Genomic DNA, 12,799 nt, shown 5'->3' on the forward strand with positions numbered 1-12,799 from the left:
CACTGCCCCATAATCAGTCGAGTGGTCCGTCAACCGCGCGGAAAGGATTCAGGCTCAGCGGCAAACTCGCTCGTAGCGGTTTCCGAATCTAACAGCCTTGGTTTCTCGCTTCCGAGGCCTTGGTTCAAGTCTGAGCCGGTTGGCTTTGGAGTAAAGTTGCAGGGCCACGATGCTACGCATCGGACCCGTACTATGGATACACACCTCACGCACGGGTGCATCCAGCTTTTTCACCACTTTTCGAGGGTGCGATCAGAGTGCGCTCCGCCATTGCTTCGCCTCAGTGACGCTTTTCCGCCAAAATTCGAGGGTGCGATCCGCACCCTCAGGGAGGCGGCGTGATGAAGACCGTCCAACATTCCATCCGCCTGCCCGCGGCGCTCGACACCGCGCTTCGCGCGCTGGCCGACCGGCAGGGCAAGACGGTTTATGCGATGCTCCGCCGCTGCGTGAAGACAGGGATCGACGGTCATGTAAATCCCACCGTCAGCAGCTCAGACGATCGCGAACTGGTCGCCGAGGTGGCGTCGATCAGCACCCGCCTCGCCGATGTCGAACGCCTGCTCGACCGAACCTTGCACACGGCCTGCGCAGCCTATTGCTATGCGCGCAGCGCCGCGATGGGCGGCGGCAAGAGCGACGAGGTCATCACCGCCGAGACCAACCGCGCCTATGATCGGCAACGGGCGACAGCGGAGGAACGGTCATGAGCGAGCCTCACGATCTCCGGCTCCATGCCGAGACGCTGCGGCGTCATCTTCGCTACAGCCAGACGCGGCGGTTCAAACGACAGTTCGCGATCATGGTCTCGTCGATCGCGCTCGGCGGTTTGGCGGCGCCCTATCTGATGCTCGACCCGAGCATCCTTCGGGACACCGGCACTCATTATCACGCGAAGATGCTGTCATGGTTTGCAGGCGAAGGCGGCGATCCCGGTATAGTGATCCGTTATGAGGGGAGAGACTATCTGAACCCCGCTCGCACGGTCGCGACCGATCCCTATTTTGTCCGCCGGGCGAGCATCGCCAAGTCGTTTGTCATGCGCGGCGCCATGCTGGGATTTGTCGCGTGGCTGTCGGGACTGTTCCTGCTCCGCGATGTCGCAGCGCGCCGACGCGAACGCGCGCTCCGCGATCGCGTGATCGACGGCACTAGGGTTACGAGCGAGAAGGAGCTTGTGAAGCAGGCGCGAGCCGAAGCCGGCACGCATCCGCTAGCGATCGGTCCCGTCCCCTTTCCCCGCCGCCTCGAAACCCGGCACATGGCGATGGTCGGAACGACCGGCAGCGGCAAGACGACGGTGCTGCGCCAGATGCTCGACGGGATCGCGGCGCGCGGCGAAGCCGCACTGGTCTATGACACCAGCGGCGAGTTCATCGCCCATTACTTCCGGCCCGAGTGCGGCGACATCATCCTCAATCCATTCGATGCCCGCTGCGTCTATTGGTCGCCCTTCGCCGAGATCGCGCATCCCGCCGATGCCGATCGTATCGCGCAACAGCTCGTTACCGAAACCGGGAAGCAGGACGATGACGTCTGGCTGGAAACGAGCCGCATCCTCGTCGCCAACATGATCCGGGAGCTCTGGAAGGAGAAGAAATGCACGCTGCTCGATTTGCTCGAAGCGCTGCAGAAGATGGACAAGGACAAGCTCAAGGCCTGGCTCAAGGACACGTCGTCGGCGCGCACCTTCTCGGACGACGCCGACCGAGCCACCGGCAGTGTGCTCTTCATGCTCGCGAAGGCCGCGAACCTCATCCAGTTCCTTCGGATGCCAGAGGAAGGCGAGAAGGTCTTTTCGTTCCGCGATTTCATCGCCGGCCTCGACGAGACGAAAGGCGCCAAGCCCTGGATCTTCGTGCCGCGGAAGGAAGAGCAATTTGCGGCGTTGAAGCCGCTGCTCGCCTGTTGGCTCGAATGCGCCGCGAGTGCCATGCTTGGCCTTGCTCCGTCATCCGACCGCCGCGTCTGGTTCCTGCTCGATGAGCTTGCCGACCTGCCGCGTGTCGACAATCTGACGCGCCTGCTGCCCGAGGGCCGCAAGTTCGGGGCGGCGGTCGTGCTGACCTTCCAAGGTGTCGGGCAGATGCGACATCGCTACGGCGACGACCTTGCCGAATCCATGCTCGGCTGTTGCAACACCAAGCTCTTCCTCCAGATGGGCGACGGCGAGTCCCGGCGCTGGGCGAGCGACACGATCGGCACCTGCGAGGTCGAGATCCAGACCATGACCGGCGCGCTTGGCGATGGCGACGACAAGCCACGGATGACGCTCGGCCGTCAGCGCAAGACCCGTCCCGCCGTGTTCGAAAGCGAACTCCGCCTCGCACGCTATGAGGGCTATTTGCTGTTCCCCGATGGGCTGCCGGTCGCGCGCATCGCACTCACCGCCGATCATATCGAGAAGCGCGGCGAGCCGCGCCAGCCCGCTTTCGTCGCGGCGAACCCGGATACGACCCTCTGGCACCCGCCGTTGGAGGCGGCGCCCAAAGAAGAGCCCGACAGCGATGTGTCGCCGCCCGCCGAGAAGCAGGTCGTCGAAAAGCCGAAGGCAAGGAAGAAGCCGCCGGCACCCCCGTCCGCGGACGACGGTGGACCGATCTGATGGTCGCGTCGGTATCCGCACTGACCAGCTCGGCGCAGGCGAGCAGCTATTATGAGGCCGACGACTATTATGCCGAGGGCGGGCTGTCTCCGTCTGAATGGCACGGCGAGGGAGCGAAGGAGCTTGGACTATCGGGCGACGTTGATCGGGATACCTTCCGCGAACTGCTCGACGGCAAGGTCGCAGGGCAACAGCTTGGCACGGTTCGTGACGGTCAGCTCGAACATCGGCCCGGTTGGGATGTGACGCTGAGTGCGCCCAAGTCAGTATCGATCATGGCCGAGGTCGCGGGTGACCGGCGGTTGATCGAAGCGCATGGGCGGGCGGTGAAGACCGCGCTCGCACATGTCGAGACACATATGGCCGCGACCCGCGTTCGGCACGGCGGCAGCGTGACGCGCGAGGCCACCGGCAATCTCATTGTCGCCAGCTTTAAGCATGGGACTAGCCGCGCGCAGGACCCGCAACTTCACACGCACAATGTAATCATGAATGCGACGCAGGGGGAAGATGGATCGTGGCGCAGCCTGGAGCCGCGCGCGATCTATCAGCTCCAGAAGCAGATCGGCGCCATCTACCGACAGGAGCTGGCCGTGAAGGTCCGCGAGCTCGGCTATGAGATCGCGCTGGGCAAGGAGTCGATGTTCGAGATCAAGGGCGTCTCGGAGGCCGCGATGGCGGCGTTCAGCACGCGCAGCGCCGAGATTGAAGCGGCGCTGGGCGAACGCGGAACATCGCGCGAAGAGGCCAGCGCTGCCGAAAAGCAGGTGGCCGCGCTCGATACGCGGCAAGCGAAGGTGGTGGCCGACCATGGCGCGCTTGTTGCCGATTGGCGCGAGACCGCCGACCGGGCAGGGTTCGACGCCGAGGCTCGGCTGGCGTTGGTGCGTGAGGCAGAAGCTCGGGCAGCGAACGGTGTTCAGCTTCCCGATCCATCGGTCGCCGATCGCGCCGTCGCCCATGCCGCCGACAAGCTTGGCGAGCGGCAGTCGGTGTTTGCGGTCGCGGCGCTCCATGAGGAAGCGGGCCGGGTTGGGCTTGGGAAGGTCGGCTATTCCGAGATCGGCGAAGCGATCGGGCGGGCGACAAAGGAAGGCGAGCTGGTCGAGCGCACCTTCCTCGATCGGCGCGGCGCCGCGTTCGCGGGGTTCACGACCAGCCAGAATATCGCCGCCGAGAAGACGCTGCTTCGGATCGAAGCCCGCGGGCGCGGTGCGCTCGCGCCGATAGCCTCCCCGCTTGCCGCCGCCAAGGCTGTCGCTGGCGCGGCCGCGCAGGCGGAGCGGTCGGGGTTTGGCTGGAATCCCGACCAGAAGGCCGCGACCGAACAGCTCCTTACCAGCCGCAATCGGGTCACCGCGGTCCAAGGCTATGCTGGCACCGCCAAGACGACGACGGTGCTCGCCACCTTCGCGCGCGAGGCCGAAGCGCGCGGCGTGTCGGTGGTCGCGCTGGCGCCGACTGCATCGGCGGCGATGACACTAGGCGAGGCGCTCGGCACGCGCGGCGATACCGTGGCGCGCCATCTGCTCGCGCCGGAAGATTCGGCGCCCGGGCAGCCGGTGGCATGGATCGTCGACGAGGCTTCGCTCTTGTCGGCGCGCGATACCGCGCGGCTGTTCGAGTTGGCCGAGCAGCATGATGCCCGAATCATTCTCGTCGGCGACGTGAAGCAGCTTGGATCGGTCGAGGCTGGCGCGGCGTTCGCGCAGCTTCAGGGCGTCGGCATGGAAACCGCAAAGCTCGGCGAGATCGTTCGGCAGAGCAACGCGGCTACCAAGGAGGCGGTGCTCGCCTCGATCGAGGGCGATGCGAAGAAGGCGCTCGCGGCGCTCGATCGCGGGGGCGGCCAGATCGTCGAACATGCCGATCGCTCCGGCCGCTTCGCCGCCATCGCCGATCGCTATGCCGGGCTCGACAAGGCGGCGCGGACGCGAACGCTGGTCATTGAGCCCTCGCGCGAAGGGCGCGACGCGCTGACAGCAGGCATCCGCACGGCGCTCGTCAATTCGGGCGCGCTTTCCGGTCCCGCTGTCACGATGGAGAGCCTCGTCAACAAGGGGCTCACTCGTACCGAGGCCCGCGATCCGTTGAGCTATGACAGGGGCGATGTTGTGCGCTTCACCCGCGATTATGCCGACAAGGGCGTAGCGCGCGGCGACGCCTATCGTGTCGAGGCGGTCGATCCGGCCAAGGCTGCCATTGCACTGAGGTCCGAGGATGGGCGCGAGGTCGATTGGCGGCTTCGGCAATGGGGCGCCGGCAAGGTGCAGGTGTTCGCGCCGCAGAATATTGACCTCAGGACCGGCGACAGCATCCGCTTCACCCGCAACGATCGCGACGCCGGGCGGATCAATGGCGCGCGGGGCGAGGTGATCGCGGTGGACGAGCAGGCGCGGACGGCGACGGTGCTTGGCGCGCGCGGTCAGGTACAGACTCTCGACCTCGATGCCGTGCGCGACCGGCATATCGCCCACGCTTATGTCGATACCGCTTTTGCCGCGCAGGGACGCACCGCCGATCATGTCATAATCCACGCGGACAGCAAGGCGACCAATCTGGTCGACCAGAAAAGCTTCTATGTCGGCATCTCGCGCGCAAAGGAGTCGGCGACGATCGTCACCGACGATCGCGCAAAACTGACGTCGGCGATCAATGAGCGCGCCGGGGCCGTCCAGACCGCGCTCTCACAGGCACCTGCCGCCGGGGCCGGCATGGTGCAATCAGCCATCGCCGCGCCCGCTGCTGACAAGGCGATCAGCGCCGCGGTCTCGCAAGCGGCGACGTCGCTGCCCGGCATGGGGCTTTAGCTCTTGCCAAAGCTCGCGGTTCTTTGACGAAGAGTTGCCGAACGGGAGCCGCCGAAATCAACCATTCTTTGCGTTCGGTGGTGGTCATTCATCGCCTTCCGCAAAATATGCCATGAGGCGGTGCCCGAGATCGGGGTCGAGCAGAATGAAATTGCGCCGCCCATCGGTCCGGTCGGCCTCGCGCGTGACAAGGCCGGCGTCGGTCAGGCGCTGCAGGAGCCGGAGCGCGCTGCTCATCGGAAGGCCCGACGAAATGCAGAGTGAACTGGTGGAAACGGGTTTGGCCTCGGCCTCATGGATGAACAGCTCGACGAGCATGTCCCAGGCCGGTTCGCCGAAGAGGCTGGGCGTGCCGACGAGCTGCCGACGGAGCAGCCGCCGTCGGGCGGCGCGCTGTGCGTTCGCCAGCGCGCGCGGGGCATCGGGCGCGCTGTGCCAGTTGCCGGATCTGTCGCATAGAAAATGGTCGGGCGCAGGGGAGTAGAGAAGCGCGGTCCCTTGTTTGAGGATGGCCCGGTGGCCGCGCAGCGCGACGACGATATGTTCGAGCAACTCGATTTCGAGCGCCCGGCCTATGGCCGCCAGCCGCGCTGTTGTCGCCACGTCGGCCTCGCTCGGTGTCGGATCGCCGCTCGGATGATTGTGGACAAGAATAATCGCGGCGGCATCGAGTTCAACTGCGCGCCGGAATATCGTGCGGGGATAGATTGCGACATGGCCGATGGTGCCCTGCTGCAATTGTTCGTCGGCGATCAGGCGGCGCGCCGGGTCGAGAAACAGCACCCTGAGCGTTTCATGCGGCAAAGCGCCCATCGACAATTTGAGATAGCGAAGCAGTTTCGGATTGGCGGGATCGATGCCGCGGTCGTCGAGGTCGGCCCGCAACGATTGGATCGCGGCCGCCTGCGTTGCGCAAAGCAATGCGCTGACCGCGCTGTCTTTGCCAAGCGTTCTCGCCAGCGTCTCCGGGGACTGCACGAGGATGCGCGCGAGCGTGCGATGTTCCGCTAGCAGAGCCTCAGCTATGGCCGCGCTATTGTCGGGCTCGATGACGGCGACGAGATTTGCCAGGACGGCTCGCTGTCGCCGCGCGCCAGCCGACGCTGGTGACGCCAGGTTGCGAGGATGAGAATCGCCGGGACCGGCCACGACGTCGCCACCTGCATCGTGAGATAGGCCGCGGGATGAAGGCCCACGTCGATCATCCGGCTGGTGTGCGCCAGCAACGGGGCAATGTGCAAAACGGCGACGCACATGGGCCAGAATCGATGCGCAAAAAGCGCGAGGATGATCGTCGCCGTCGCGCCGAACAGGTCGATCGCAAGATGGCCGCTGTCCAGCGACAGGAAATTCGGCGGGACGAAGGCGTGGAGCAATTGGTCCAGCCCCACCATCGCCGCCGCGATCGCTGCCATCACACGTTCCGGGCCGCCTCCGCGCCAGGCGGCATAGCATATGGCAACCGCCAGAAATCCGAGGAACAATGCGATGCGCATGAACCAAGACTTTCATGGCGGTGCCTGCCCGTCAATCGGCGTCAGGCCGAACCGGCTTGGACGCCGGTTACCGTCCCGGCGATCGACGGACATTCGTGAAGGTCATAGCCCGCGGTCTCCCGGCCGATGTCGGCGAGTTCACCATGGACACGCAAGATTTCTCCGCTGACGCCGACCAGCGCGACCTGCGCCTTCATCAATCTCCGGATCGCGGCCTGTCCTTTGACCGCGGGCACTCCGACCGTATCGCGCCGGGCGGTGACGACACTTGTCATCAACGAGGATAAGGCGATGAGCGCATCGTCGATGCGCACTTCGGCCGCAGGGACATCGCGGATGAGACGTGCGGCCGTGATGGTGATTTCGTTGGACATGACTTCTCCTCTGCCGGAAGCCAGTGCTCCGGCCATTGCTGATCGACTGTGCGAAAGGGTCAGCCGGAAAGGAGGCGCGTCAGTGTTTCACCGATCGTCACAGCCGCAAGAACGAGAAGGACGAGGACGGCCAGCATCGCCGCCATGATCCCGCCCCGGTTCAAGCGACGATGATCGTGCCTCCAGAGACCCTTGGACGGCGGGTCCACGATGTCGTTCAGCGCCAGCGGGGCCGGCTCGCCGTCCGGGAAATCGGATGGCACGAGGTCAGTGCCCGGCGGTAGTACGACCGGATCACATGGTATCCGGTCGTAGGTCTGGCGCAGCCGGGCGTAGATGAGTGCGGCCTCGTCGCGATTGGCGGCGCCGAGGATATGCCGGGCAGTGGTGATCCTCAGATCGACTGCCTGCTTCGATATTTGGAGGCGGCGCGCGATCTGTTTCGAGGTCTGGCGCTCGAGCAGCAAATCGAGACATGCGCGCTGTTTCCCGGTGAGACGCGCCCAGCGCAAAGGCTCGTCCGACGGCTGCGACCCCGAATCAGTCATTGTTACACTCTTGTCATAATCGCGCGCGACGCAAGTTGTCGCGCCCGCGTTTCGGGCTGGACCGGTTCTCGAGATCGCCGGCACTTACGCCATCGCCTGTCTTTCATCGCCACGCTGCGACGCGGCGAAAAGCTTGTTGAATCCGGCGCTTTGCTGCGTCTCTTACTCATCCCCGTCGAGCGGGGCGCCCTTGCCCCGCGTCAAGAACCGGGGACCCGATGGGCGCAGAACCGATCCGGCTGGAGGCACGTCATCGCAGCGCACGCATGCTGCGCACGGCGATGGGCGGCGCGATCGCCGAGTGGCTCTCCGACCGCGAAATCATCGAGATCATGCTCAACCCCGACGGGCGGCTCTGGGTCGATAGGCTTGGCCTCGGGATCGAGGACAGCGGCGAGACGCTGAGCGCGGCCGATGGCGAACGCATTATCCGCCTTGTCGCGCATCACGTCGGCGCCGAGGTCCACGGGGCTGCACCGCGCGTGTCCGCCGAGCTTCCCGATGGCGGCGAGCGCTTCGAGGGATTGCTGCCGCCCGTCGTCGCCGCGCCGACATTCGCCATCAGAAAACCGGCTATCGCGGTCTTCACGCTCGCCGACTATGTCGCCGCGGGCATCATGTCGTCCGAGGCCGCGGACATCCTTCGCGTCGGCGTGCGCGAGCGTCTGAACATCCTCGTCGCCGGCGGCACGGGCACCGGCAAGACCACGCTGACCAACGCGCTCCTCGCGGAGATAGCGGGCAGCACCGACCGGATCGTCCTGATCGAGGATACGCGCGAACTTCAGTGCGCGGCGCCGAACCTCGTCGCGATGCGCACTAAGGATGGTGTCGCCTCGCTCTCCGACCTCGTGCGCTCCTCGCTCCGCCTCCGGCCCGATCGCATTCCGATCGGCGAGGTTCGCGGCGCCGAAGCGCTCGACCTTCTGAAAGCGTGGGGCACCGGCCATCCCGGTGGTGTCGGCACGATCCATGCCGGCAGCGCGCTCGGCGCGCTCCGCCGGATGGAGCAGCTCATCCAGGAAGCGGTGATCACCGTCCCGCGCGCGTTGCTCGCCGAGACGATCGATCTCGTCGCCGTGCTCGTCCGCGACGGTAGTGGCCGGCGCCTTGCCGAACTCGCACGCGTCGACGGCTTCGACCGGCTGAACCTCGAATATCGCCTCACGCCCCTCATCACCCCCGAAGGAGACAATCGATGATCCATGCCCTCCGGCATGGCGCCCGCCGCGCCATGCTCTGTTCGACCGCACTTTTTGTCGCGCTCGCGGTCTCGGCACCCGCTCAAGCCGGCGGCTCGTCGATGCCGTGGGAAGCGCCGCTTCAGTCGATCCTCGAAAGCATCGAAGGTCCGGTCGCGAAGATCGTCGCGGTGATCATCATCATCGTGACCGGCCTCAGCCTCGCCTTCGGCGACACCTCGGGCGGGTTCCGCCGGCTGGTCCAGATCGTCTTCGGTCTGTCGATCGCCTTCGCCGCCTCGAGCTTCTTCCTCTCCTTCTTCTCCTTCGGCGGCGGAGCGCTGGTTTGATGGATGGGCAAGGGGAAGTGCCGGGCTTCTTCGCTTCGGTCCACCGGGCGCTGGCCGAGCCGATCCTGCTTGGCGGCGCGCCGCGCAGCCTCGCGATCGTGAATGGCACGCTTGCCGGCGCGGTCGGACTCGGGCTCCGGCTCTGGGTCGTCGGTCTCGCCATCTGGGCGGTCGGTCATGCCCTCGCTGTCTGGGCCGCGCGCCGCGACCCCCAGTTCGTCGACGTCGCCCGGCGTCACCTCAAATATCCTGTCTGGATGCGCCCATGATGAATCTCTCCGAATATCGCACGAAATCCGCCCGCCTCGCCGATTTTCTCCCTTGGGTCTGCCTGGTGGCGGAGGGCGTGGTGCTGAACAAGGACGGCTCCTTCCAGCGCACCGCGCGCTTCCGCGGCCCGGATCTCGACAGCGCCACGCCCGCCGAACTCGTCGCGGTCACGTCGCGTCTCAACAATACGCTACGCAGGCTCGGATCGGGCTGGGCGGTGTTCGTCGAGGCGCAGCGCGTGCCCGCGACGTCGTACCCCGTGTCGGACTTTCCCGACCCGGTGTCCGAGCTCGTCGATGTCGAGCGCCGCGAGCAGTTCCGCGAGGAAGGCGCGCATTTCGAGAGCTTCTATTATCTGACCCTGCTCTGGATGCCTCCGGCCGAAGAGGCCGCGCGCGCCGAGGCATGGCTGTACGAGGGCCGTTCGAAGGTCGGCGTCGATGCGAAGGAACTGCTGAAGGGCTTCATCGATCGCACCGGGCGAGTCCTGCACCTCGTCGAGGGCTTCATGCCCCAGGCCGAGTGGCTGGGTGACAGCGAGACGCTGACCTATCTCCACAGCTGCGTCTCGACCAAGATCCAGCGCGTCCGCGTCCCCGAGACGCCCGCCTATCTCGATGCGCTGCTCTCAGACGAGGCGCTCGTTGGCGGCCTCGAGCCGCGGCTCGGTGATCATCATCTGCGCACGCTCACGATCACCGGCTTTCCGAGCGTCACCTTTCCGGGGCTGCTCGACGAGCTCAACCGCCAGGCCTTCGGCTACCGTTGGTCGTCGCGCGCGATCATGCTCGACAAGAGTGACGCGACCAAGCTGCTGACGAAAATCCGGCGGCAATGGTTCGCAAAGCGCAAGTCGGTTGCGGCGATCCTCAAGGAGGTGATGACCAACGAGGCGTCGGTGCTCATGGACAGCGATGCCTCGAACAAGGCGGCCGACGCCGATATGGCGTTGCAGGAACTGGGCGCGGACGAGGCGGGCATCGCCTATGTCACCGCGACGATCACGGTCTGGGACCGCGATCCGGCAATCGCCGCCGAGAAGCTCCGGCTGGTCGAAAAGATCATCCAGAGCCGCGACTTCACCTGCACCGTCGAGGGCGTGAATGCGCTCGAGGCGTGGTTCGGGAGTCTGCCGGGCCATGTCTATGCCAATGTTCGCCAGCCCCCCGTTTCCACGCTCAATCTCGCCCACCTGATCCCCCTCTCGGCGGTGTGGGCGGGGGCGGAACGGGACGAGCATTTCGGTGAGTCCCCCTTGCTTTACGGCAAGACCGAAGGTTCGACCCCGTTCCGCCTTTCGCTTCATGTCGGCGACGTCGGCCATTGCCTCGTCGTCGGCCCGACGGGTGCCGGCAAATCGGTACTTCTCGCGCTCATGGCGCTGCAGTTCCGGCGCTACGAGGGCAACCAGATATTCGCCTTCGATTATGGCGGCTCGATCCGCGCCGCCGCGCTCGCGATGGGCGGCGATTGGCAGGATCTCGGTGGCGCCCTGTACGATGCCAGCAGCGACGGATCGGTGGCGCTGCAGCCGCTCGCACGGATCGACGAGGCGGCCGAACGTGCGTGGGCGTCCGAATGGCTCGCGGCGCTGCTCGCTGGCGAAGGCGTCGCGGTCGATCCTGCGGCGAAGGAGCATATCTGGTCCGCGCTGACCTCGCTCGCGACCGCACCGGTTTCCGAGCGTACGCTCACCGGCCTCGCGGTCCTGCTCCAGTCGCAGGAGCTCAAGCTCGCGCTTTCGCCCTATCTTGTCGGCGGTCCCTGGGGCCGGCTGCTCGATGCCGAGGCCGAGCATCTCGGCTCCGCGCGCGTGCAGGCGCTCGAAACCGAGGGGCTCGTTGGGTCTTCGGCTGCCGCGACCGTGCTGTCCTATCTCTTCCACCGGATCGAGGGCCGCCTCGACGGTTCGCCGACGCTCATCATCATCGACGAGGGCTGGCTCGTGCTCGACAGTCCCGCCTTCGCGGCGCAGCTGCGCGAATGGCTGAAGACGCTCCGCAAGAAGAATGCGAGCGTGATCTTCGCGACGCAGAGCCTTGCCGACATCGAGGGCTCGAGCATCGCGCCCGCGATCATCGAGAGCTGCCCAACGCGGATATTCCTGCCGAACGAACGCGCCGCCGAGCCGCAGATCGTGCGGGTCTATGAGCGCTTCGGGCTCAACGACCGGCAGATCGAGATACTGAGCCGGGCGACGCCGAAGCGCGACTATTATTGCCAGTCGCGCCGCGGCAACCGGCTGTTCGACCTGGGCCTCGGCGACATCGCGCTCGCCTTCGCCGCCGCCTCCTCGAAGTCCGACCAGATCCGTATCGGCGAGCTGATGGCCGCGCACGGCCGGCAGCAATTTGCGGCCGCCTGGCTCCGCCACCGCGGCCTCACCTGGGCCGCCGACCTGCTCGGCAATCTGGAAATCGCAGCCCCCTGAAGGAGTGAATATGATGAACATGTCTTTGTACCGCCGTGCCGCGCTGGCCGGCCTCGTCACCATTGCCACGCTGCCCGCGGGCGCCGTCATCGCCCCCGCGAGCGCGCAGGTCGGCGGGATCGTCCACGATCCGCGCAACTATGCCCAGAATATCCTGACCGCAGCGCGCACGCTCGAGCAGATCAACAATCAGATCAAGCAGCTGCAGAACCAGGCGACCTCGCTCGTCAACGAGGCGCGCAACCTGCAGAGCCTGCCGGTCTCGACGCTGCAGGAGCTGCAGGGCCAGGTCGATCGCACGCGCGAGCTGCTTGGGCAAGCGCAACGCGTCGCCTTCGACGTCGGCGATATCCAGAAGACGTTCGACGCGCGCTACCGCGGCTCGGCGCTGACAGGTCCGCAGGCGGCGCTGGTCGCCAACGCCGAGGCGCGCTGGAACGACAGCGTCGGCGCCTTCCAGGATGCCATGAAGGTGCAGGCCGGCGTCGTCACCAACATGGGCGGCGCGCGCCAGTCGATCGGCACGCTTGTGACCGCGAGCCAGTCGGCAACCGGCGCGCTTCAGGCGGCGCAGGCGGGCAACCAGTTGCTCGCGCTTCAGTCGCAGCAGCTCGGCGATCTGGCCGCAGCGATTGCGGCGCAGGGCCGCGCCGAAATGCTCGACGCCGCGCGCGCCGCCGCCGCGGAAGCCGAAGGGCGCGAACGCTTCCGCCGTTTCCGCAAGGGCAATTGAG

General features: G+C 66.1%; 12 protein-coding genes. 8 read left to right on the forward strand and 4 right to left on the reverse strand.

The genetic code is table 11. From position 1 onward, the window contains the following. The first annotated feature begins 341 nt into the window (after positions 1–341). The 3 genes from ACVENA_RS21755 to mobF are packed head-to-tail and all read left to right on the forward strand — an operon-like array spanning position 342 to position 5,415. On the forward strand, positions 342–710 hold the full coding sequence (locus tag ACVENA_RS21755) for a hypothetical protein (protein ID WP_449327039.1): 369 nt from the start codon (positions 342–344) through the stop codon (positions 708–710). Next, on the forward strand, positions 707–2,605 hold the full coding sequence (locus tag ACVENA_RS21760) for a type IV secretion system DNA-binding domain-containing protein (RefSeq protein ID WP_449327040.1): 1,899 nt from the start codon (positions 707–709) through the stop codon (positions 2,603–2,605). The genes ACVENA_RS21755 and ACVENA_RS21760 overlap by 4 nt, the downstream gene beginning before the upstream one ends. After that, on the forward strand, positions 2,605–5,415 hold the full coding sequence (mobF, locus tag ACVENA_RS21765; protein WP_449327041.1) for a MobF family relaxase: 2,811 nt from the start codon (positions 2,605–2,607) through the stop codon (positions 5,413–5,415). The genes ACVENA_RS21760 and mobF overlap by 1 nt, the downstream gene beginning before the upstream one ends. A gap of 84 nt (positions 5,416–5,499) precedes the next feature. On the opposite strand, the gene ACVENA_RS21770 is transcribed toward mobF, so the two are convergent. The 4 genes from ACVENA_RS21770 to ACVENA_RS21785 form a co-directional block, all read right to left on the reverse strand. After that, entirely contained in the window at positions 5,500–6,300 is an 801-nt protein-coding gene (locus ACVENA_RS21770; RefSeq protein WP_439513707.1) for a JAB domain-containing protein, read from the reverse strand. A 137-nt stretch (positions 6,301–6,437) separates the two neighbouring features. Next, positions 6,438–6,911: a hypothetical protein gene (locus tag ACVENA_RS21775; protein ID WP_431591841.1), complete on the reverse strand. Its 474-nt coding sequence runs from the start codon at positions 6,909–6,911 to the stop codon at positions 6,438–6,440. 41 nt (positions 6,912–6,952) lie between these two features. After that, positions 6,953–7,285 (reverse strand): hypothetical protein, encoded by a 333-nt coding sequence (locus ACVENA_RS21780; protein ID WP_431591840.1) that lies wholly within the window; start codon positions 7,283–7,285, stop codon positions 6,953–6,955. Positions 7,286–7,344: 59 nt separating this feature from the next. Continuing rightward, positions 7,345–7,833: a LuxR C-terminal-related transcriptional regulator gene (locus tag ACVENA_RS21785; RefSeq protein ID WP_449327042.1), complete on the reverse strand. Its 489-nt coding sequence runs from the start codon at positions 7,831–7,833 to the stop codon at positions 7,345–7,347. Between the two features lie 218 nt (positions 7,834–8,051). Here ACVENA_RS21785 and trbB point away from each other — a divergent pair, with 218 nt between their 5' ends. The 5 genes from trbB to trbJ are packed head-to-tail and all read left to right on the forward strand — an operon-like array spanning position 8,052 to position 12,798. Next, positions 8,052–9,035 (forward strand): P-type conjugative transfer ATPase TrbB, encoded by a 984-nt coding sequence (gene trbB, locus ACVENA_RS21790; protein WP_439513705.1) that lies wholly within the window; start codon positions 8,052–8,054, stop codon positions 9,033–9,035. Beyond that, positions 9,032–9,364, forward strand: coding sequence for a TrbC/VirB2 family protein (locus ACVENA_RS21795; protein WP_011542756.1), 333 nt, complete (start codon positions 9,032–9,034; stop codon positions 9,362–9,364). Before trbB ends, ACVENA_RS21795 begins: the two co-directional genes overlap by 4 nt. Beyond that, the gene (locus ACVENA_RS21800; protein WP_041383336.1) at positions 9,364–9,633 is read left to right on the forward strand and encodes a VirB3 family type IV secretion system protein; all 270 of its coding nucleotides are present in this window, start codon (positions 9,364–9,366) and stop codon (positions 9,631–9,633) included. The genes ACVENA_RS21795 and ACVENA_RS21800 overlap by 1 nt, the downstream gene beginning before the upstream one ends. After that, positions 9,630–12,065 (forward strand): conjugal transfer protein TrbE, encoded by a 2,436-nt coding sequence (gene trbE, locus ACVENA_RS21805; RefSeq protein ID WP_449327043.1) that lies wholly within the window; start codon positions 9,630–9,632, stop codon positions 12,063–12,065. Before ACVENA_RS21800 ends, trbE begins: the two co-directional genes overlap by 4 nt. 13 nt (positions 12,066–12,078) lie before the next feature. Continuing rightward, positions 12,079–12,798 carry a P-type conjugative transfer protein TrbJ gene (gene trbJ, locus ACVENA_RS21810; protein ID WP_449328981.1) on the forward strand — a complete coding sequence of 240 codons (720 nt, stop codon included), beginning with the start codon at positions 12,079–12,081 and terminating at the stop codon, positions 12,796–12,798. Position 12,799: the final 1 nt, after the last annotated feature.

It is taken from the genome of Sphingopyxis sp. 550A, from assembly GCF_053569535.1.